Below are 21,015 nucleotides of genomic sequence, written 5' to 3'. Positions count from 1 at the left end.
AACGCTAGCCTGTCACGCTAGAGGTCGACGGTTCGAGCCCGTTCCGGGTCGCCATATATGCTGCTGTAGCTCAGTAGGTAGAGCGCATCCTTGGTAAGGATGAGGTCGGCGGTTCGAATCCGCCCAGCAGCTCCAGAAAACACCTGAAATCTTTGGATTTCGGGTGTTTTTTGTTGCAGATTTCCGCTTTTCCGTGTAGGCTGATCAGTAGAACTGGATACCCCGCTACGGTTTATATGATATAAAACCAGCTGCAATCAGCTGTTTTTATATCCGGATATGCGCATTCAACTTATTGATGGGCCGACAGTCACCCTGCAAGTGTCAGCTTTCGTTGGTTCATTGCCATTCATATCACAGGTGCAAGGGGGAGGATATGATTATCGATCTTAAAGGCATGATAGCCGGTGCTTTGTTGAAACGATGCGGAGAAAAGCCTCTTGTAAAAATATCCATATTAGATATGCAAAAAGATCCGGCGTATCACGCCGGATCTTTTTGTATCATTTTTTGGATAAGAAACATCTGATCTATAATATCTGTTTGGATCGCCCTATCAGGAATCCCTTCCGACACGCCGTCTTCGCACCATGTTATTGATGAGAATACTACATAGATGCGGGATGCTGCCGCTGCCTCAATTAGAAGCACTCCGATTTCATTCTTCTGTGGGTTGGCCGCATTGCAAATCAAACAGACGGTCCTATTATGGCCTCAACGGCATTTTCCCGCAAAGCCATGTACCTATGAGGCTTCTGCTGCCAACACAGCTCCTTTTTGAGCATTCCGGTGAATTCAAGCGCAGGTGGAGATTCCTTTGGAGGACAGCGCCTGCAGAGAAGAGTTTCCCGCTTTACCACCGGCTTCTGTTATCAAAACCATATTTGCAATGCCTCCGCAGAGAATACTATGTCATATTTGCTTGTTTTTATGGTTCAGATGGCCTGATTGCCGGTGGACCAGACGTGATTCCTGTTTGCTGCCGCAGCCGTATTCTGGGCCATGACGCCCACCAGCGGATGGGGCGTATAGAGTTCCTCCAGATAAGCGCACTCCTCTGCCGTCAGGGTAAGATCCACCGCTTTGGCCGCCCCTTCGATGTGGGAGAGTTTGGTGGCTCCCACTACCGGGGCTGTGACGTTTGTCAGCAGCCATGCCAGGGAAATTTCCGTCATGGACACGCCCCGGCGGTCGGCCAGCTCCGCCACCCGGGCCAGAATGGGGGCATCCAGATCCTGTGCTGCGCCGTACTTCAGCTGGGCGTAGCTGTCCTCCCGGAGCCGCTTGGAGGTCTCCCCGGGATGCTTGGACAGTCTTCCGCCTGCCAAAGCACTGTAGGGGGTCATGGCAATGTTCTCTTCCCGGCAGTAGGGTGCCATCTCCCGCTCCTCCTCCCGGAAGATCAGGTTGTAGTGCCCCTGGACAGAGACGAATTTGGCAAAGCCCTCCCGCTCTGCCAGGGCGTTTGCCTTGCAGAGCTGCCAGGCAAAGCAGTTGGAGATGCCGATATACCGGGCTTTGCCCGCCTTCACGGCATCGTTCAGCCCCTCCATGATGTCATAAAGGGGCGTCTGGTGATCCCACATGTGATAGATGTAGAGATCCACATAGTCCATCCCCAAATTTTGCAGGCTCTTGTCCAGCATTCGCCGGATATGCTCCTGACCGCTGATCCCCGCTTCGATCTCTTCGTTGGTACGGGGAAGAAACTTGGTAGCCACCACGACCTGATCCCGCTGGGCAAAGTCCCGGAGGGCCCGGCCTACATACTGCTCGCTGGTTCCGCTCTGGTACGCGATGGCGGTGTCGAAGAAGTTGACCCCCAGCTCCAGGCCCCGTCGGATAATCTCCCGGGAGTGGGCCTCGTCAATGGTCCAGGAGTGCTGGCCGTTTTGGGCATCTCCAAATCCCATGCAGCCCATACAGATGCGGGAGACATCCAGATCGGAATTGCCCAGTTTTGTGTACTTCATATCCATTTACCTCAGAGTTTCAGCCCGGACACCCATGCCTTCAGATCCCCTTCGTTCAGCCGCCCGTTGAGCAGCCGGCCGTCCAGGATCCTGGCGCCGGGAGCGCTGCTTTGCAGGGCTGCGGCCGTGCTGCCCAGGCTGCTTCCGCCGGAGGTGGCAAAGAGGACGATGGTTTTGCCGGAAAAATTGTAGCGCTCCAGGAAAGTGTTGATGATGGTGGGAGCCGTATACCACCAGATGGGGAAGCCCAGAAATATCACATCATGTTCAGCCACAGGGGCGTCGGTATCGGCCAGGGCGGGACGGGAGTTCTTGTCGTTCATCTCCACGCTGCTGCGGGAGCGCTTGTCCATCCAGTTGAGATCGGCACCGGTATAGGGGACCGCGGGTTTGATCTCATAGAGATCCGCCCCTGCGGCCTTTGCCAGAACCTTTGCCGCCTTTGCTGTGTTACCGCTGGCAGAGAAATAAGCAACCAATGCGTTCATAAAATAACCTCCTTATCCCTTCAGGGATTTTCCCAGTTCATAGGCCTGGTTCAAAAATGGGCTTCGTTTTGTCATGGATACCGAGCCGCAGCCGGTTCCCAGGATCATGCCCTGATCCCGGAAGTTCATATACCGGCACAGGGTCTGATAATGGGCGGACAGATCCTGCATGGTCCAGTCGTTGCTGTCCCAGGCAGCGGCGATGAGGGCCGTTTTCAGCTTGCGGGAAGAGAGCTTGCCGGTGAAGCTGTAAAATCGGTCAATGACCATTTTCAACTGGGCGGACATGCCAAAATAGTAGAGCGGCGTGACAAATACCAGCATATCCGTCTCCAGGAGCTTGTCCCGAAGGGCCGCCATGTCATCCTTCTGCACGCAGGGCCCCGCCATGCCGCAGGCGTCACAGCCAAGACAGGGATGGAGATTGGCCCGGGCGGCGTCAAATACCTCTGTCTGGTGCCCCGCCTCTTTCGCTCCCTCCATAAACCGCTCAGCCAACAGATTGGAGGAGCCGTGCTTATGGGGACTGCTCTCAATCATCAAAATACGCATCATGGTTTCCTCCTTTGCCCTCATTGTAAGTCCACGATCTAAAAATGTAAAATGCTCATTTTTAATATACAGACATTCTTGGAAAGCATTTTTATCTTGCTTTCAGAAGGCAGGGGTGGTAGCATGGAGGAAAGGGGGGCTGCGGATGGAACTTCGGGTTTTGAAATATTTTCTGGCGGTGGCCCGGGAGGAGAACATCACCAGGGCGGCGGCCCTGCTCCATTTGACCCAGCCCACCCTTTCCCGGCAGTTGATGCAGCTGGAAGAGGAGCTGGGGGTGCAGCTCTTTCACCGCAGCCGGTATCATATCGTTCTGACGGATGAAGGGATGCTGCTGCGTCGCCGGGCCCAGGAATTGGTGGATCTGGCGGAAAAGACGGAACGCGAATTCGCTTGCCGGGAAACGGAGCTTATGGGGGAGATTTCCATAGGGGCGGGGGAAACGCGAAGCATGTCCTTTTTGTCTCGGGCAATGGTCTCATTCCGCACGCTTTATCCAAAGGTGACGTTTCGCATTTTCAGCGCCAATGCCGATGATGTGAAAGAACGGCTGGATATGGGTATCCTGGACATGGGTCTTTTGACCGAACCGGTCGACGTGGGAAAATATGCTTTTTGCCGGATGCGGGAAAAAGATCTCTGGGGCGTATTGGTTCGGGCAGACTCTCCCCTGGCTGCCATGGAAGCTGTGACGCCCCAGGATCTGGAGGATGTTCCGCTGCTGATCAGCGGACGGGAAATTGTCCAACGGGAACTGGCCAGCTGGTTTGGGGAACGGTGGGAAAAATTGCAGATAGCGGCCACCTTCAACTTGGTTTTGAATGCGGCCAATATGGTACGCTGTGGAGTAGGGACGGCTTTGTGCTTCGACTTAAATACGGCGTTTGATGATCTGCGTTTTCTTCCGCTCTCGCCGAGAATGGAAACAGGGACCGTATTGGTTTGGAAAAAGGATCAGATTCTTACTCCTGCGGTAGAAGCCTTTCACCAGCACATCAAAAATGCTGAATAGGCATTCTTATAGAAATGAAATAAGCATTAGACATGGATTGAAAACTGCTTTAGAATGCAGGTGTCCCCAGGAGGACACCTGCATTTTTGGTTTTGGAGGCTGTGATATGACGATCCAGGAGGCAAGTGAGCGCTATCAGATCCCCATGCATATTCTGCGGGAATATGAGAGTTGGGGACTGTGCGGGGCGGTCAAAAAGGTAATGGGTGACTGGCAGTACGATGACACCGATCTGGAGCGTCTGAGTACCATCATGACCCTCCATGATATCGGGTTCACCACAGAGGAGGTGGAAGTCTATATGCGGCTTCTGCTGGAAGGAGAGCCCTCCGGTGCCCAGCGGCTGCGCATGTTGGAAGAAAAGCGCAGCGCCGCTTTGGATGAGATCCACTTCAAGGAGCATCAGCTCCAGCGGCTGGATTACCTGCGGCATGAGATCCGAAGATCACACAGAAGAACAGGAGGCATCGAAGCATGAAACGAATTTTTGCACTGCTGACTGCTTTGGCCCTGGCTTGTGCCTTGGCGGCCTGCGGAGGAACCGGTGCCCAGATGGGCTCGGAACAGTCACAGTCCACGCCCCCCGCTTCCTCCTCGCAGGACGGGAGCAATTCCGCTGCCAACGGGGAACCCAATGTGCTGGTGGCCTGCTTTTCCGCCACCGGCAATACAGAGGGCATTGCCCGGCACATCCAGACGGTTTTGGATGCTGACCTCTATGAGATCGTCCCCGAAGAGCCTTACACCAGGGAAGACCTGAACTACAGCAACAGCGATTGCCGTGCCAACCGGGAGCAGAACGATCCGGATGCCCGTCCAGCCATTTCCGGGACGCTGGAAAACCCGGGGGATTACGATGTGGTGTTCCTGGGCTACCCCATCTGGTGGGGCCAGGCCCCTAAGATCATCCACACCTTCCTGGAGAGCTACGACTTTACAGGAGTGACCATTGTACCCTTCTGCACCTCCGGCTCCAGCGGCATCGGCGGCAGCCTCAGCGACATCCAGGCCCTGGCTCCTGATGCCAACTGGCTGTCCGGCCGGCGCTTTGACGCCGGGGCCGACCAGGAGGAGGTGGCCCGGTGGGTGGAGGGCCTACGGTGAGGAGCGGTTTGCCCGGGATCCCTTTGGGCTGGACCCGAGCGATCCGGAATTTTCCACGCTGTTTTCCAACTTCGCCTTTGATGAGGTGATTCGGGAGAGCAAACTGGACGATAAGACCCGCTTTTTGGCCATCCTGGCCACACTGCTGGGCTGTCAAGGGGCGGACGCCTTTTGCGCCATGGTGCCGGGGCCCTGAAAAGCGGAATTGATCGCCATGCTGTAAGGAAACCTTTTATAAAAAGTATAAATCGGGAAGAATTTGCTCTAAAAATATGTTCGGTTTGGGGCGGAAAAACACTGCCTGCGCACAGTTTTTACGGGCTATTCTCACCGCAATCCACTGACGGTACCGGGCTGGTGTCCCGTCTTTCTGCCAATATGACAGTCCTACCGTGTTCCGGGGCGGCGTGAAGCATTGGCTGATGGTAGCAGCGAACCCTACGCTCCGCTCCTTGCCAAGATGCATTTTTTCACGCCTCAATCAATCTTTGTAGAGATTTGCAGGTGTCGGAGGTGTGCTTCTACAGCTTTTTCCTTACCTCCGCCTGTGTTTGGCGTTTATGCTGATACGTTTAACGGCCTCGGGCTTATCCCCGGCAGGATACCGTTCCTTCCGGTGGTTCTGGCCACGCTGCTCTATACCCGGCCAGGCCGCAGCCCGGCGGAGAAGCACCCGGCTGCCACGGAGCTCTGACGGCCCCTTTCTCCCTACCGACGCCCGGCGGGGGAAATGGGCATTGACAATGCGTCCCATGGGGGGTATACTTGCGTTAATTGAATCAGGATCTTCAGGGCGGGGTGCAATTCCCCACCGGTGGTACAGCCCACGAGCCGCAAGGCATGATTCGGTGCGATTCCGAAGCCGACAGTACAGTCTGGATGAAAGAAGATCGTGTGTACGCGGGAGCCAAAAGCGCCTGCGCCCATGGAAGCGCCCTGGAATGTTGATACATTCCGGGGTTTTGTCTTTTCCGTCGGGCGCGGGCCCGCCAGCGTTTCATGATGCCTTGAACCGTCCGTTCAAGGCATTTTTTCTTTGCTGGGAGGCAAGTATGAACGACTGGGAGTATATGCGCCTGGCTCTGGAACTGGCGGAGCGGGGAGCAGGGTGGACCTCCCCCAATCCCATGGTGGGTGCGGTGATCGTCAAGGACGGGCGCATCATCGGACAGGGGTGGCACCACCGCTACGGTGATCTCCACGCGGAGCGGGACGCCCTGGCAAACTGCACGGAATCCCCGGCCGGAGCCACGCTGTATGTCACGTTGGAGCCCTGCTGCCATTACGGCAAGCAGCCCCCCTGCACCCAGGCCATCCTGGAGGCGGGCATCACCCGCGTGGTGGTGGGCTCTGACGACCCCAATCCCCTGGTGGCGGGGAAGGGCCTGGCATTTTTGCGTGAGCACGGCATCACGGTGGAGACCGGGGTGGAAAGGGCGGCCTGCGACGCGTTGAACCGGGTGTTTTTCCATTACATCCAGACCCGGCGGCCCTATGTGGTGATGAAGTACGCCATGACCATGGACGGCAAGATCGCCACCCATACCGGCGCTTCCCGGTGGATCACCGGGGAGGCAGCCCGGCAGCGGGTGCATCAGGACCGCCACCGTTATGCGGCCATTCTATGCGGCGTGGGAACGGTGCTCCGGGACGATCCCCTCCTGAACTGCCGGATGGAGGGAGGGAAAAATCCCCTGCGGATCGTCTGCGATACCCACCTGCGGACGCCGCTGGACAGTCAGATCGTCCGCACCGCCCGGGAGATCCCCACCATCCTGGCCGCCTGCGATCCCCTGCCGGAGCGGGCGGCGGCACTGGAGACGGCGGGCTGCCGGGTGTGGGACCTGCCGCAGCGGGACGGCCATGTGGATCTCGCCGCCCTGATGGAGCGCCTGGGCGCGGAGCAGATCGACAGCGTGCTGCTGGAGGGCGGCGGCACCCTCAACTGGGCGGCGCTGGAGAGCGGCATCGTGAAGCGGGTGCAGGCTTACATCGCCCCCAAGCTATTCGGGGGAAAGGCGGCACCCTCCCCAGTGGGCGGCATAGGCGTGGCGGTGCCGGATGAGGCCGTCCGGCTGAAAAACACCACCGTCATCCCCCTGGGAGAGGATTTCTTGCTGGAAAGCGAGGTGGACGCGGATGTTCACGGGGATCGTTGAAGAACTGGGCACCGTCCGGGCTGTGAAGCGGGGCGGCTGCTGGGCCGTGCTGTCCATCGGGGCCCGGGAGATTCTGCCGGGGTTGAAAATCGGCGACAGTGTGGCGGTCAACGGCGTGTGCCTGACGGTCACCAGCCTGGATGACGGCGGCTTTACCGCCGACGTGATGCACGAGACGCTGGACCGCTCCGCTCTGGGCAGCCAGGGCACCGGCAGCCGGGTGAACCTGGAGCGGGCCATGGCGGCGGACGGACGCTTCGGCGGCCACATCGTCTCCGGCCATATCGACGGCGTGGGCACCATCACAAACCTGCGCAGGGACGGCAACGCCGTGTGGTACACCATCTCCGCCTCCCCCCAGCTGCTGCGGTACGTGGTGGAGAAAGGCTCCATCGCCATCGACGGCATCAGCCTGACGGTGGCCTCTGTGGAGGCGGACCGGTTCTCCGTCTCTGTCATCCCCCACACGGCGGAGGTGACCCTCCTGGGACGCAAGCACGCAGGAGACACCGTCAATCTGGAGACGGACATCATTGGAAAATATGTGGAAAAACTGCTGCGGCCCCGGGAAGAGACGGCCCCCAAGAGCGGCCTCACCCTGGAGTTTCTCGCCAGCAACGGATTTTAAGGAGGCAATCCCAATGGAACAGCAATATTGCACCATGGAGGAAGCGCTGGAGGAGCTGCGGGCGGGCCGCATCCTCATCACCATCGACGATCCTGACCGGGAGAACGAGGGGGATATGATCTGCGCCGCCCAGTTCGCCACCACGGAGAACGTCAACTTCATGGCGGTCCACGCCAAGGGCCTCATCTGCACCCCCATGAGTGCGGAGGTGGCGGACCGGTTGGGCCTGGAGCAGATGGTGAAGGTCAATACCGACAACCACTGCACCGCCTTTACCGTGTCCATCGACCATGTGAATACCACCACCGGCATCTCGGCGGAGGAGCGGGCCTATACCTGCCGGATGTGCGTGGATCCCGCCACCCGACCGGAGGATCTGCGGCGGCCGGGGCATGTGTTTCCCCTGGTTGCCCGGCGGGGCGGCGTACTGGTGCGCAACGGCCACACGGAGGCCACGGTGGATCTGTGCCGCCTGGCGGGACTGACCCAATGCGGACTGTGCTGCGAGATCATGCGGGACGATGGTACCATGATGCGTACCACGGAGCTTCTGGAAAAAGCCCAGGAGTGGGGACTGAAGGTCCTCACCATCAAGGCCCTGCAGGACTACTGCCGCCGCCATGACAAGCACGTGGTGCGCGAGGCTGTGGCCAAGATGCCCACTCGGTACGGAGACTTTCAGATCTACGGATACAGCAATGACCTCACCGGCGAGCACCACGTGGCCCTGGTGAAGGGGGACATCGGCGACGGGGAGAACGTCCTGTGCCGGGTCCACTCGGAGTGCCTCACCGGCGACGTCTTCGGCTCCCGGCGCTGCGACTGCGGAGAGCAGCTTGCCGCAGCCATGCGCCAGATCGAGGCGGAGGGCCGGGGCGTGCTGCTGTACATGCGCCAGGAGGGCCGGGGCATTGGCCTCATCAACAAGCTCAAGGCCTACACTCTCCAGGAGCAGGGCTATGATACGGTGGACGCCAACGTGAAGCTGGGTTTTGCGCCGGATCTGCGGGAGTACTGGACCGGCGCCCAGATCCTGCGGGATCTGGGGGTGCGCACCATGCGGCTCCTTACCAACAATCCTGACAAGGTCTACCAGCTTTCGGACTTCGGCCTGGAGATCGTGGAGCGGGTGCCCATCCAGATGGCCGCTACGGCGGAGGACCTGTTCTATCTGCGCACCAAGCAGAACCGGATGGGCCATATCCTGAACTACTGAGAACCATTACATATCGAATAAGGAGGAACAATTTTTTATGAAATGCTTTGAGGGAAAACTGGTATCCCAGGACATCCGTGTGGGCATTGTGGCCGCCCGGTTCAATGAGTTCATCGTCTCCAAGCTCCTCAGCGGCTGCGAGGATGTCTTGGTGCGTCACGGTGTGCGGGAGGAGGACATTGCCGTGGCTTGGGTGCCCGGCGCTTTCGAGATCCCGCTGATCGCCTCCAAGATGGCCAAGAGCGGCAAGTACGACGCTGTCATCGCTCTGGGCGCCGTCATCCGGGGCAGCACCAACCACTATGACTACGTGTGCAGCGAGGTCTCCAAGGGCGTGGCCAACGTGGCCCTGGCCAGTGACGTGCCCGTGATGTTCGGCGTTCTCACCACCGACACCATCGAGCAGGCCATCGAGCGGGCCGGCACCAAGGCCGGCAACAAGGGTGCCGAGTGTGCTCAGGGGGCCATTGAAATGGTGAACCTCATCCGGGAACTGGAGGCATGAGATTGCCGGCACCAGCGTGAAAAGACAAAAAGGGAACGCCCGGCGGGCGTTCCCTTTTCTCTTTCCGTGGATGAAACTTCTCTTATGTGGTTGTTTCCGCCTCCAGCTTTGCCATGGCCCGCCTGAACTGGTAGGAGAACATGGAGGCAGTGGTGATGACCGCCAGCAGGTCTGCCACCGGCTCCGCCAGAAACACGGCAAAGGCCTTGTCGGCGAAGAAGTGGGGGAGAATATAAATAAGGGGGATCAGCAGGATGATCTTGCGCAGCACCGCCAGGAACAGTGAGGTCTTGGCGTTGCCCAGGGCGATGAAGGTCTGCTGGCAGGCGATCTGGATGCCGAAGATGCCGGTGGCACCCATGTAGATCCGCAGCGCCCAGACGGCGTAATCCACCAGCTGGGGGCTGTTGTTGAAAATCAGAATGAACATCCGGGGGAACAGCTGCACCAGGATCCACAGTCCCATGGAGTAGATCACGCAGGCCCGCAGCAGGCACCGGAAGGCATCCCGTACCCGCTGGGGATTGTGGGCGCCGAAGTTGTAGCTGACGATGGGCTGGGCGCCTTGTGTGAGACCCTGGAGGGGCATCATGGCAAACTGCATGATGCTGGTGAGGATGGTCATGGCGCCTACGGCGGTATCGCCGCCGTATTTGAGCAGGGAGGCGTTGAAGCAGATGGCGATGAGGCTCTCCGTGGACTGCATGATAAAGGGGGACAGGCCCAGGGCCAGGCAGGGCAGCACCACCTTGCGCCGGGGGCGCAGGTACTGTTTGCGCAGGTGCCACTTGGTGCGGCTGCTGGTGAGAAAGCGCAGTACCCACGCGGCGGAGACCGCTTGAGAGAGAATGGTGGCCAGGGCGGCACCCTGGACGCCCATGTCGAAGGCGAAGATGAAAATGGGATCCAGCACGGTGTTGAGGCCCGCGCCGATGAGAACGGTCTTCATACCCACGGTGGTGAAGCCCTGGGCGGTGATGTAGGCGTTCATCCCTAGGGTCAGCTGCACGAAAAGCGTGCCCAGGCAGTAGATGCGCATGTAGTCCATGGCGTAGCCGATGGTGGCCTCACTGGCGCCGAAGATCAGCAGCAGCGGCTCCGAGAAGAACTGGAAGAACACCGTCAGCACCACGGAAATGACGATCAGCAGGGTAAAGCAGTTGCCCATGATGCGCTCGGATTCCGAAATATTGCCCCGGCCCTCCTCAATGGAGGCGCGGGGAGCGCCGCCCATGCCTACCAGCGCGGCAAAGGCGGAGATCACCATGATGACCGGCAGGCACACGCCCACACCCGTGAGGGCCAGCTTGCCCACAGTCTCCACCGGCTGCATGTGGCCGATGTACACCCGGTCCACCAGGTTATAGAGCATGTTGACGATCTGGGAGGTAATAGTGGGCAAAGCCAGGGAGAACAGCAGCTTTCCCACCGGGCCGGTGCCCAGGTCCACATTTTTACGGTTCACGATCCAAACTCCTTTCCGCCAGGGCGTCCGTATTTTCAAACACTGTTTCCAACAGGCGCAAAAACTCCCGCTGCTCCTGGGGGGTCAGGCCCTCCAACAGCCGCTGCCCGCAAAGAGCCTGCAGGCGCTGGGCCTCCCGGGCCGGAAGCGCACCTTGATCCGTGATGGCCAGATGGACCACCCGGCGGTCTTCCGCGTCCGCTTTCCGGGAGAGGAAGCCCCGGCGGCACAGGATGTCCACCGCCTGGGACACCTGGGATTTTGAGAGCCCCCGGTATACCACCACATCCCGGGCGGTATCCAGCTCCGGGTTATTCACCAGAAACAGCAGTACATGAACCTCCCGCATGGAGAGGTTCCATCGCTCCAGAAAGGGGAGAAACTGCCGGTCATAGTGGGTTCGGAACTGCCGGGAGAAATGGGCCAGCTGGGCGTAGCTGATAGACATGCCAGACCTCCGAAAGTTTCAATAAAAACAGTTTCTTTTCAGAACTATCATAGGATATCATGCCGGAGCCGGAGTGTCAAGTCCGGAAAAATCGGACCATTCTGTGAAGAAACAGTGAATTTCCTACCGGGGACGTCTTTCGCATTGACAAAGGTGTCATGACGTATTATCATAAAGAAAATATGGTATGCAATACCAGATTACGGAGAATGCTATATGATGTGGAATATTGTGAGTGACAGCAGCTGTGACCTTCGGATGGCGTCTTTTTCCAGCGAAACCGTGCGTTTTGAGTCGGTTCCCCTGCGGATCCAGGTGGGCGGACAGGAGTTTTTGGACAATGATGAACTTTCCGTTCCGGAAATGCTGACGGCTATGGCAGAGGAAAAAGCCGCTTCCTCCTCCGCCTGCCCGTCCCCGGCGGCCTTTGCCAAGGCCTTTGAAGCGGGGGAGTGCACCGTCTGTTTCACCATCTCCGCCAACCTCTCCGGCACCTATAACGCGGCGGTGATGGGACGGGAGATGGCGCTGGAAGAGCATCCGGAGAAGAAGATCTGCGTCATCGATTCCAAGGCTACCGCGGGGGCTATGGTGCTGCTGATCCGTCGGGCCCAGGCCCTGATGGAGGCTGCCGCAGGCCCGGAGGACTTTGAGAATATCTGCTCGGAGCTGCGGGAGTATCAGGCCTCGCTTCGCACCTGTTTTACCCTGGAGTGCTTTGACAACCTCATCAAAAACGGCCGGATGCGGCCTCTGGTGGGTACGCTGCTGCACACCCTGGGCATCCATGTCATTGCCGACGCCACGCCCCAGGGCACCATCCATGTGGCGGACAAGGCCCGGGGCGAGGGAAAGACCTACCGGGCCATTACGGCGCTGATGCGCCAGAGCAAGGACTGCACCGGTGCCGAGGTGGTGATCTCCCACTGCGAGAACCTTGCGGGGGCCATGAAGCTCAAGCAGCAGATCCTGGATGACCTGCCGGTGAAGAGGGTGGACATCCTCTCCTGCCGGGGCCTCACCAGTTTCTACGCCATGGAAAAGGGCCTGATCCTGGGCTACTGAGCCGATACCTTAATATAAAAAGGAAAAACAGCCGCCCTGTGCCGAAATGGTACAGGGCGGCTGCTTTTTTAAGAGATCATTCCGGTTACCGCCGGCGGGCGGTGGAGGAGCCGATGCCCAGCTCCAGGCGGTACTTGGTCACGGTGCGCCGTGCCACCTGGATGCCGTCGGCGGAGAGCAGCTGCACCAGCTTCTGGTCGCTGAGGGGATGGCGGGGATCCTCCTGACGCACCAGTTCCAGCAGGTGCTGCTTTACCGCCTGCTGGGAGGGGCCCTGGATGCCCACGGCCCGGCTGAAGAAGTAGCGCAGGGGATAGGTGCCCTGGCGGCACTGGAGGTATTTGCCCCGGGCAGTACGGGAGACGGTGGAGGGGTGGACCCCCAGCTGCTGGGCAAGGGACGTGATCTTCATGGGAGCCAGCTCCCGGGACTGTCCGGCGAAAAAGGGGTACTGGGCCTGCAAAATGGCCTCGGCACACTGGCGCAGGGTATTGCCCCGGCGTTCCAGGCTGCCCAGCAGCCATTTGGCCTGCTGCATTTTCTCCTGAAGATAGGCCCGGGTGTCCTTTTCGTCGGATTCCTTCAACAGCCGGGAGTAGTAATCGCTGATGGTGACCCGGGGCAGGTAGTAGTCGTTGAGGATTACCTGCAATTTTCCGTCCAGTTCCGCGATAAAGACGTCGGGCCGTACATAGACGGTGGGCTCGGCGGCCTGGAAGGCCTGGCCGGGATGGGGCTCCAGGGAGGCAATACGCTTTTCCGCCTCCTGGATCTGCTCGGTGGTCAGTCCCAGCTCCCGGGAGATGGGGCCGTAGTGCTTGCGGCCCAGCTCCGGCAGGAAGCGGGCGGCGATATCCATGATGTAGGGGGCGGCGTTCTGCCGGGCCAGCTGCAGCACCAGACACTCGGCTAGGTCCCGGGCGCCTACGCCCGGAGGATCCAGGCTCTGGATGGTCTCCACCGCCTGGTCTACCAATCCCCGGGGCAGATGCAGCTCCTCCAGACTCTCCAGATCCTCGGCCAGGAGGTAGCCGTCCTCATCCACCATCTCCGCCAGGTATTTGGTGAGGGCCAGCAGGGGCTTGGGCAGCCGCTTCCGGTCCAGCTGGTCGCAGAGAAAGGCGCACAGGCTCTCCGTTTCCCGGTCGGCGGCGCCCCGCTCCGGATAGCCGCCCTCCTCGTGGGTGAAAGTGCCGCCGTGAACGCCGGCGTCGATCCAGCTGGCTTTTTGCCGCAGCTCCTCATAGGCGCTGCGCAGGGCAGGGGAGTCCTCCTGCTCCAGCAGGGGGTTTTCCTCGCTGAGACGGCCTACATACTCCAAAAGCTCCTGGGAGTTCATCTGCAGAACTTTCATGGACTGGAGGAGCTGGGGGGTGAGCTTGAGCTCCTGGCGCAGTTCGGTTTTCAGAGAGACGAGGCTCACAGGCGGTCCCCTCCCTTCTCCGGCTTGGAGCCCACGTATTTGGCGATCTTCCGGGCGGCGGTGGCCTGGGAGATGCCCAGCTCCTTGGCCACCGCCACGGTGGTGCCGCAGCGGTGGTAGGAGTCCCGGATGATCTGGGCCTCATAGGCGTCCATCCGCTCTGAGAGCGTGCCCTGCCGGGCCAGCAGTTCCGCCGGAGGAACGGCATCCCCGGTGTACTCCGGAGGCAGGGCGCTGACGTCGATAATGGGATCCTGGACGGTGATCACCAGCCGCTCAATGAGGTTTTCCAGCTGGCGGACGTTGCCGGGCCAGTCGTATTGATCCAGAAATGCCAGGAAGCGGGGGCTGAAGGAGAGAGACTTTCCGTACTCCCGGCAGAAACGGGCCAGGAACTGGTGGGCCAGGGGCAGCACGTCCTCCTTGCGCTGGCGCAGGGGCGGGATGTGGATGCGGATGACGTTGAGCCGGTAAAAAAGGTCAGAGCGGAAGAGCCCCCGCTGGACTTCCGCCTCCAGATTGCGGTTGGTGGCCACGATCAGCCGGAAGTCCAGCTCGATCTTCCGGGTGCCGGAGAGGCGCTCGATGGTTTTTTCCTGGATCAGCTGCAGCAGCTTGGACTGGATGTGGGCGGGCAGCTCGCCGATCTCGTCCAGGAACAGCGTCCCGTGGTTGGCCAGCTCGATTTTGCCGATCTTTCCGGTGGAGGAGGCACCGGTGAAGGCGCCCTTCTCATAGCCGAAAAGCTCCGACTCAATGAGGTTTTCGTGGAGAACGGCACAGTTGACCTCAATGAAGGGCCCGTCCGCCCGGTTGCTCATGGAGTGGATGGCCTTGGCAATGGCGCTTTTGCCCACGCCGGTCTCGCCGGTGATGAGGATGTTGGCCTTGGTGTTGGCGGTGTTCTGCATCAGCGTCCACAGCCGCTGCATGGAGGCGCTTTTGAAAATCAGATCCGTGGAGGTGGCCCGGGTGCGCAGCTCCGCAATCTCCTGGGAGTACTGCTGCAAAGAGTCCTGCAGATGCCGGTAGTTGCGCTGGATGGCGTTGATCTGCTCCATGGACACCGTGTTGAAGCACACGGCGTATTTCAGCTCCCCGTTGTCGTCAAAGAGAGGGATGCCCACGGTCATGACGTTTTTGTGCCGGTGGTTGATGGTCTGGGTGGCGGTGATCTTGCGCTTTTGCCGGATGACCTCCGCCGTGATGCAGGGTGTGAAGGTGCCGTCCGCCTCCAGATCGAAGGCGGATTTGCCCACAATGGAGTTGTGGGTGAAGCCAAAATTTTTCTCGTAGGTCTCGCTGACCCGCAAAATGATGCCCTGTGCGTCGGAGAGCATCATATCATCCGCCAGAACCAGGTTGTTTTCCGGGTTCAGAATCTCAAAAAGGCCTTTCAAATTGATGTCATCGTCAAAAATATTAGAAAAATTTGTACTTTGCGCCAAAAATATCACCTGCTTCTCAGCCGCCTCCGGAAAGCAGCCGTTCTATTCATTTTTGAGTATACCATATTCAAAAATGAATAGAAAGAAGAAACCCACAAAAAACCCCTGTCGATTTTCACAGAAATCGGCCGCGTTTTTTGCAGTTTCAGCAGGTCGAATCCCGGGAAAAGCCGTCGGAGCCTGGAATTGAGGCTATTCATTTTTGAATAGTGCCGCCGGAAGCAGGGGGGGGATCCGCCTGGGGCTTCTGGGTAAAATCGCAAAAATCGGCGGGCTGGCTTTGGAAGACCTGCACAGAAAAGCCGGGAAACGACGGCCGGTTTGTCCCGGAAAAGCTGGCATGAAAATTGCTATAATATTTCCCGGCGGCTTTTGGAAAGCCAACTGTGCGCACTGAGGGAAACGGTACGCAAAACAAATAAGGAGGATTCACCATGTATCAGACCATTCGTTACGAGAAGAACGGCAATATCGGTATTGCCACCATCAATCGTCCCGAAGCGCTGAACGCTTTGAATTCCACTGTTATTTCTGAACTGGAGCAGGTCATCGGCGAGGTAGAGAAGGATACCGAGCTGGGTGCCTTTATCATCACCGGCGAGGGCCGTTCCTTTGTGGCCGGCGCCGACATCGGCGAGCAGTATCCTCTGGATGTGGCCGGCGGCCGCAAGTGGGGCCAGCGGGGCAGCGCTCTGTTCCGCCGCATCGAAAAGCTGGAGATCCCCACCATCGCCGCGGTGAACGGCTTTGCTCTGGGCGGCGGCTGCGAGCTGGCCATGTCCTGCGACATCATCCTGGCTGCCGGCCCCAATGCTGAGGGCAAGGGCGGCGCCAAGTTCGGCCAGCCCGAGGTGGGCCTGGGCATCACCCCCGGCTTCTCCGGCACCCAGCGTCTGCCCCGCCGCGTGGGGATCGCCAAGGCCAAGGAGCTGATCTTCTCCGGCAAGACCATCGGCGCTCAGGAGGCCAAGGAGATCGGCCTGGTGAACGCGGTCTACGCTCCCGAGGAGCTGATGAACGGCGCCATCGCCATGGCCAAGTCCTTCACCGCCAACGCTCCCATCGCCGTGAAGTACGCCAAGGCCTGCATTGACCGCGGCATGCAGATGGACATCGACGACGGCATCGCTCTGGAGAACGAGCTCTTCGCCATGTGCTTTGCCACCGCCGACCAGAAGGAAGGCATGGGCGCCTTCCTGGAGAAGCGTAAGGAAAAGCACTTCCAGAACAAGTAAGGCAGGGAGGGGATCGCCATGAAACATGTAAAAGTGATTACCGCTGAGGAAGCGGCTCTGCTTGTCAACGACGGCGATACCATTGCCACCGGCGGTTTCGTCAGCTGCGCCTGCCCCGAGGCCCTCTCCAAGGCCCTGGAAAAGCGATTCCTGGAAACCGGACATCCCCGGGATCTGACGCTGTTCTTCGCAGCCGGTCAGGGCCACCGGGACGGCACCGGCGGCGACCACTACGGCCATGAGGGCATGGTCAAGCGCGTGGTGGGCGGCCACTGGGACCGCGCCCCCAAGCTGGGCGACCTGGCTCTGGCCAACAAGATCGAGGCCTACAACCTGCCTCAGGGCGTCATCTCCCACATGTACCGGGATATTGCCGCCCACAACATCGGCACCATCACCACCGTGGGCCTGTACACCTTTGCTGATCCCCGCAACGGCGGCGGCAAGCTCAATGACGTCACCAAGGAAGACCTGGTGAAGGTCATCAACATCGAGGGCAAGGAGCTGCTGCTCTACAAGAGCTTCCCCATCAACGTGGTGTTCCTGCGGGCCAGCTATGCTGACGAGTACGGCAACTGCACCGTGCACCGTGAGATCGGCCCCATCGACGTCACTGCCATGGCCCAGGCCTGCAAGAACTCCGGCGGCAAGGTCATCGTCCAGGTGGAGAAGATCGTTCAGGGCGGCTCTCTGGATCCCAAGCTGGTAGCGATTCCCGGTATCTATGTGGACTCCATTGTGGTAGGATCGATGGAGGACAACGAACAGTGCCTGGGCATGCCCTATGACGGCAGCCTCACCGGCGAGTTCCGCATCCCCGTGGACGCGATCCCTGCCATTCCCCTGGACGCCAAGAAGATCATCGCCCGCCGGGCTGCCATGGAGCTGCCCCAGGACGCCATCGTGAACCTGGGCACCGGCGCTCCCGAAAAGATCGCCAACGTCTGCGCCGAGGAGGGCATTTCCGACAAGATGACCCTGACCGTGGAGGCTGGCTCCATCGCCGGCGTGCCCATGGGCGGCACCCAGTTCGGCGCCGCGGCCAACTCCATGGCCATCCTGCCCCACAATGTCCAGTTCGACTTCTATCAGGGCGGCGGCCTGGATGTTGCGTTCCTGGGCCTGGCGGAGACCGCGCCCAACGGCGATCTGAACGTCTCCAAGTTCGGCACCCGTCTGGCCGGTGCCGGCGGCTTCATCGACATCACCCAGAACGCCAAGAAGGTGGTCTACTGCGGCACCTTCACTGCCAAGGGCCTGAAGACCGAGTGCCGGGACGGCAAGCTGGTCATCACCCAGGAGGGCGCCAAGAAGAAGTTCGTCAACCAGGTGGAGCACATCACCTTCTCCGGCAAGTATGCCGTGCAGGTGAAGCAGCCCGTTCTGTACATCACCGAGCGCGCCGTGTTCGACCTGCGGCCCGACGGCGTCACCCTCATCGAGATTGCCCCGGGCATCGACCTGCAGACCCAGGTGCTGGATCAGATGGAGTTTATGCCCAAGATCGCGGAGGATCTCAAGCTCATGGATGAGCGCATCTTCCGGGACGAGCTCATGGGCCTGGCCAACGACTGACCTGTCCCTCGCGCAATGAGGAGAAACAACCACAATCAAGGAGGATAACGAAATGGCACTGATGACCCCGCAAGAGTACATCGAAAGCCTGCGCAAGCTGAAGACCCGGGTGTACATGTTCGGCGAGAAGATCGACAACTGGGTGGATCACCCCATGATCCGTCCGTCCATCAACTGCGTCGCCATGACCTACGCCCTGGCCCAGGATCCCCAGTACGCGGATCTCATGACCGTCAAGTCCAGCCTCACCGGCCACACCATCAACCGCTTCACCCACCTGCACCAGTCCACCGAGGACCTCATCAACAAGGTGAAGATGCAGCGCCTGCTGGGCCAGAAGACCGCCAGCTGCTTCCAGCGCTGCGTGGGCATGGACTCTTTCAACGCGGTGTTCTCCACCACCTTTGAGGTGGACGAGAAGTACGGCACCCACTATCACGAGAACTTCAAGAAGTTCCTGACCATGGTGCAGGACAACGACCTCACCGTGGACGGCGCCATGACCGACCCCAAGGGCGACCGCTCCAAGGCTCCCCATGACCAGGCCGATCCCGACATGTACGTCCACGTTGTGGAGCGCCGTCCCGACGGCATCGTGGTCTGCGGTGCCAAGTGCCACCAGACCGGCTCCATCAACTCCCACTGGCACATCTTCATGCCCACCATCTCCATGGGTGAGGCGGACAAGGACTGGGCTGTGAGCTTCGCCTGCCCCACTGACGCCGAGGGCATGTACATGATCTATGGCCGTCAGTCCTGCGACACCCGCAAGCTGGAGGAGGATGCCTCCATCGATGTGGGCAACGCCAAGTTCGGCGGCCAGGAGGCCCTGGTGGTGCTGGACCACGTGTTCATCCCCAACGAGTACATCTTCCTCAACGGCGAGTATGAGTTCGCCGGCATGCTGGTGGAGCGCTTCGCCGGCTATCACCGTCAGAGCTACGGCGGCTGCAAGGTGGGCGTGGGCGACACCCTCATCGGTGCTGCGGCCCTGGCTGCCGAGTACAACGGCGTGGAGAAGGCCAGCGCGGTGAAGGATAAGCTCATCGAAATGACCCACCTCAACGAGACGTTGTACTGCTGCGGCATCGCCTGCTCCTCCCAGGGCTTCAAGACCAAGGCCGGCAACTATCAGATCGACCTGCTGCTGGCCAATGTCTGCAAGCAGAACGTCACCCGCTTCCCCTATGAGATCGTCCGCCTGGCGGAGGATATCGCCGGCGGCCTGGTGGTGACCATGCCCTCTCAGAAGGACTTCCACTCCGACACGGTGGTGGGCCGCAACGGCGAGACCATCGGCGAGATCTGCAACAAGTTCTTCGTGGCCCGGGAAGGCGTTTCCACCGAGAACCGCCAGCGCATCATGCGCTTCATCGAGAACCTGTGCCTGGGCGCGGCCGCTGTGGGCTACCGCACCGAGTCCATGCACGGCGCCGGTTCTCCCCAGGCCCAGCGCATCATGATCGCCCGCCAGGGCAACATCCAGGGCAAGAAGCAGCTTGCCAAGGAGATCGCAGGCATCAAGGACTAAAACCGTCTCCGGGGGAGGGGCCCCTCTCCCCCGGTTCGGCGCTCCGGCCTGCCGCCGGAGCAGATATCAGTGATTTCAAAATTTTAAATAAGGAGACAACATCATGGATTTCAATCTGAGCCGTGAGCACCAGCTGATCCGGAAGATGATGGCGGAATTCACCGAGAACGAAGTGAAGCCCATCGCTGCCGAGACCGACAAGACCAGCCAGTATCCCCGGGAGAACATCGAGAAGCTGTTCGACCTGGGTGTGATGGGCATGTGCGTGCCCAAGGAGTACGGCGGCGCAGGCGCCGATCCTCTGGCCAGCGCCATCTGCATTGAGGAGCTCTCCAAGCAGTGCGCCTCCACCGGCGACATCGTGGCCACCCACAACGGCCTGTGCTGCGATCCCATCCTGACCCACGGCACCCCCGAGCAGAAGGCCAAGTACCTGCCCATGCTCACCACCGGCCACAAGGTGGGCGCCTTCGCCCTGACCGAGCCCAACGCCGGTTCCGACGCCTCCAAGGGCCAGACCGAGGCTCGCCTGGAGGGTGACCACTATGTGATGAACGGTTCCAAGATCTTCATCACCAACGGCTACGTGGCCGACGTGTTTGTGGTCTTCGCCATGACCGACAAGACCAAGGGCACCAAGGGCATCTCCGCCTTCATCGTGGAGAGCAGCTTCCCCGGCTTCTCCGTGGGCAAGCACGAGGAGAAGATGGGCCTGCACGGTTCTCCCACCGCTGAGATCGTCTTCACCGACTGCATCGTTCCCAAGGAGAACCTGCTGGGCAAGGAAGGCAAGGGCTTCAACATCGCCATGCAGACCCTGGACGGCGGCCGTATCGGCATTGCCGCTCAGTCCCTGGGTATCGCCGAGGGCGCTCTGGAGGAAGCCAAGGCCTACACCAAGGGCCGTGTCCAGTTCGGCAAGCCCATCAGCAAGTTCCAGAACACCCAGTTCACCTTCGCGGACATGGAGCTGGGCTGCGAGGCCGGGCGTCTCCTGACCTATCAGGCTGCTGTCATGAAGGGCGAGGGCGTGCGCTATACCAAGGCCGCCGCTATGGCCAAGCTGTTCTGCTCCGAGCATGCCATGAAGACCACCACCAAGGCCCTGCAGATGTTCGGCGGCTACGGCTACACCAAGGACTATCCCATGGAGCGCATGATGCGCGACGCCAAGATCACCGAGATCTA

At 59.9% G+C, this 21,015-nt stretch carries 20 protein-coding genes, 1 tRNA gene and 1 riboswitch; of the genes, 14 read left to right on the top strand and 7 right to left on the bottom strand.

Features of this window, described 5'->3' with window-relative positions:
• The first annotated feature begins 59 nt into the window (after positions 1-59).
• Both ACT67G_RS09145 and ACT67G_RS09140 read left to right on the top strand, forming a co-directional pair.
• A tRNA-Thr gene (locus tag ACT67G_RS09145) sits at positions 60-135 on the top strand.
• A 241-nt stretch (positions 136-376) separates the two neighbouring features.
• Complete coding sequence (locus tag ACT67G_RS09140) at positions 377-529, top strand: hypothetical protein (RefSeq protein WP_443664040.1); 153 nt, start codon at positions 377-379, stop codon at positions 527-529.
• A gap of 406 nt (positions 530-935) precedes the next feature.
• On the opposite strand, the gene ACT67G_RS09135 is transcribed toward ACT67G_RS09140, so the two are convergent.
• The 3 genes from ACT67G_RS09135 to ACT67G_RS09125 are packed head-to-tail and all read right to left on the bottom strand — an operon-like array spanning position 936 to position 3,016.
• Positions 936-1,973, bottom strand: coding sequence for an aldo/keto reductase (locus tag ACT67G_RS09135; protein WP_443664039.1), 1,038 nt, complete (start codon positions 1,971-1,973; stop codon positions 936-938).
• An 11-nt stretch (positions 1,974-1,984) separates the two neighbouring features.
• Positions 1,985-2,461 (bottom strand): flavodoxin, encoded by a 477-nt coding sequence (locus ACT67G_RS09130; protein ID WP_443664038.1) that lies wholly within the window; start codon positions 2,459-2,461, stop codon positions 1,985-1,987.
• A gap of 12 nt (positions 2,462-2,473) precedes the next feature.
• Positions 2,474-3,016, bottom strand: coding sequence for a flavodoxin family protein (locus ACT67G_RS09125; protein ID WP_325246913.1), 543 nt, complete (start codon positions 3,014-3,016; stop codon positions 2,474-2,476).
• A 142-nt stretch (positions 3,017-3,158) separates the two neighbouring features.
• Here ACT67G_RS09125 and ACT67G_RS09120 point away from each other — a divergent pair, with 142 nt between their 5' ends.
• The 7 genes from ACT67G_RS09120 to ribH all read left to right on the top strand — a co-directional run bounded on the left by ACT67G_RS09120 (position 3,159) and on the right by ribH (position 9,637).
• On the top strand, positions 3,159-4,025 hold the full coding sequence (locus tag ACT67G_RS09120) for a LysR family transcriptional regulator (protein ID WP_325246915.1): 867 nt from the start codon (positions 3,159-3,161) through the stop codon (positions 4,023-4,025).
• 106 nt (positions 4,026-4,131) lie between these two features.
• A complete protein-coding gene (locus ACT67G_RS09115) occupies positions 4,132-4,503 on the top strand; it encodes a MerR family transcriptional regulator (RefSeq protein ID WP_443664037.1) in 372 nt (123 codons plus the stop codon).
• The gene (locus ACT67G_RS09110) at positions 4,500-5,129 is read left to right on the top strand and encodes a flavodoxin (RefSeq protein ID WP_443664036.1); all 630 of its coding nucleotides are present in this window, start codon (positions 4,500-4,502) and stop codon (positions 5,127-5,129) included. Before ACT67G_RS09115 ends, ACT67G_RS09110 begins: the two co-directional genes overlap by 4 nt.
• Positions 5,130-5,909: 780 nt before the next feature.
• Positions 5,910-6,024, top strand: a riboswitch (FMN riboswitch).
• 157 nt (positions 6,025-6,181) lie between these two features.
• Entirely contained in the window at positions 6,182-7,288 is a 1,107-nt protein-coding gene (gene ribD / locus ACT67G_RS09105; RefSeq protein WP_443664035.1) for a bifunctional diaminohydroxyphosphoribosylaminopyrimidine deaminase/5-amino-6-(5-phosphoribosylamino)uracil reductase RibD, read from the top strand.
• Positions 7,269-7,916: a riboflavin synthase gene (locus ACT67G_RS09100; RefSeq protein WP_443664034.1), complete on the top strand. Its 648-nt coding sequence runs from the start codon at positions 7,269-7,271 to the stop codon at positions 7,914-7,916. The genes ribD and ACT67G_RS09100 overlap by 20 nt, the downstream gene beginning before the upstream one ends.
• 13 nt (positions 7,917-7,929) lie before the next feature.
• The gene (locus ACT67G_RS09095; protein WP_443664033.1) at positions 7,930-9,132 is read left to right on the top strand and encodes a bifunctional 3,4-dihydroxy-2-butanone-4-phosphate synthase/GTP cyclohydrolase II; all 1,203 of its coding nucleotides are present in this window, start codon (positions 7,930-7,932) and stop codon (positions 9,130-9,132) included.
• Between the two features lie 37 nt (positions 9,133-9,169).
• The gene (ribH, locus tag ACT67G_RS09090) at positions 9,170-9,637 is read left to right on the top strand and encodes a 6,7-dimethyl-8-ribityllumazine synthase (protein WP_325246921.1); all 468 of its coding nucleotides are present in this window, start codon (positions 9,170-9,172) and stop codon (positions 9,635-9,637) included.
• 82 nt (positions 9,638-9,719) lie between these two features.
• Here the strand turns inward: ribH and ACT67G_RS09085 are convergent, their stop codons facing one another.
• On the bottom strand, positions 9,720-11,102 hold the full coding sequence (locus ACT67G_RS09085) for an MATE family efflux transporter (protein WP_443664032.1): 1,383 nt from the start codon (positions 11,100-11,102) through the stop codon (positions 9,720-9,722).
• A complete protein-coding gene (locus ACT67G_RS09080) occupies positions 11,092-11,550 on the bottom strand; it encodes a MarR family winged helix-turn-helix transcriptional regulator (RefSeq protein ID WP_443664031.1) in 459 nt (152 codons plus the stop codon). Before ACT67G_RS09080 ends, ACT67G_RS09085 begins: the two co-directional genes overlap by 11 nt.
• 216 nt (positions 11,551-11,766) lie before the next feature.
• Between ACT67G_RS09080 and ACT67G_RS09075 the strand changes: the two genes are divergently transcribed.
• Complete coding sequence (locus ACT67G_RS09075) at positions 11,767-12,615, top strand: DegV family protein (RefSeq protein ID WP_443664030.1); 849 nt, start codon at positions 11,767-11,769, stop codon at positions 12,613-12,615.
• A gap of 85 nt (positions 12,616-12,700) precedes the next feature.
• On the opposite strand, the gene rpoN is transcribed toward ACT67G_RS09075, so the two are convergent.
• Together rpoN and ACT67G_RS09065 are read right to left on the bottom strand one after the other, a co-directional pair.
• The gene (gene rpoN / locus ACT67G_RS09070) at positions 12,701-14,038 is read right to left on the bottom strand and encodes an RNA polymerase factor sigma-54 (protein ID WP_443664029.1); all 1,338 of its coding nucleotides are present in this window, start codon (positions 14,036-14,038) and stop codon (positions 12,701-12,703) included.
• Positions 14,035-15,438, bottom strand: coding sequence for a sigma-54 interaction domain-containing protein (locus tag ACT67G_RS09065; protein ID WP_443664028.1), 1,404 nt, complete (start codon positions 15,436-15,438; stop codon positions 14,035-14,037). The genes rpoN and ACT67G_RS09065 overlap by 4 nt, the downstream gene beginning before the upstream one ends.
• A gap of 482 nt (positions 15,439-15,920) precedes the next feature.
• Here ACT67G_RS09065 and ACT67G_RS09060 point away from each other — a divergent pair, with 482 nt between their 5' ends.
• From ACT67G_RS09060 to ACT67G_RS09045, 4 genes are all read left to right on the top strand, one after another.
• Complete coding sequence (locus ACT67G_RS09060; RefSeq protein ID WP_326216662.1) at positions 15,921-16,721, top strand: enoyl-CoA hydratase-related protein; 801 nt, start codon at positions 15,921-15,923, stop codon at positions 16,719-16,721.
• An 18-nt stretch (positions 16,722-16,739) separates the two neighbouring features.
• Positions 16,740-18,296, top strand: coding sequence for an acyl CoA:acetate/3-ketoacid CoA transferase (locus tag ACT67G_RS09055; protein ID WP_443664027.1), 1,557 nt, complete (start codon positions 16,740-16,742; stop codon positions 18,294-18,296).
• A 52-nt stretch (positions 18,297-18,348) separates the two neighbouring features.
• Positions 18,349-19,827, top strand: coding sequence for a 4-hydroxyphenylacetate 3-hydroxylase family protein (locus ACT67G_RS09050; RefSeq protein ID WP_443664026.1), 1,479 nt, complete (start codon positions 18,349-18,351; stop codon positions 19,825-19,827).
• A gap of 103 nt (positions 19,828-19,930) precedes the next feature.
• The coding region (locus ACT67G_RS09045; RefSeq protein WP_443664025.1) for an acyl-CoA dehydrogenase at positions 19,931-21,015 on the top strand (1,085 nt) is incomplete at its 3' end.

The sequence above is a fragment of the Dysosmobacter sp. genome, from assembly GCF_052306735.1.
GTDB lineage: Bacteria > Bacillota > Clostridia > Oscillospirales > Oscillospiraceae > Oscillibacter.
Note: the sequence above shows the minus strand (reverse complement) of the source record. Positions and strands in the feature narration are given on the sequence as shown.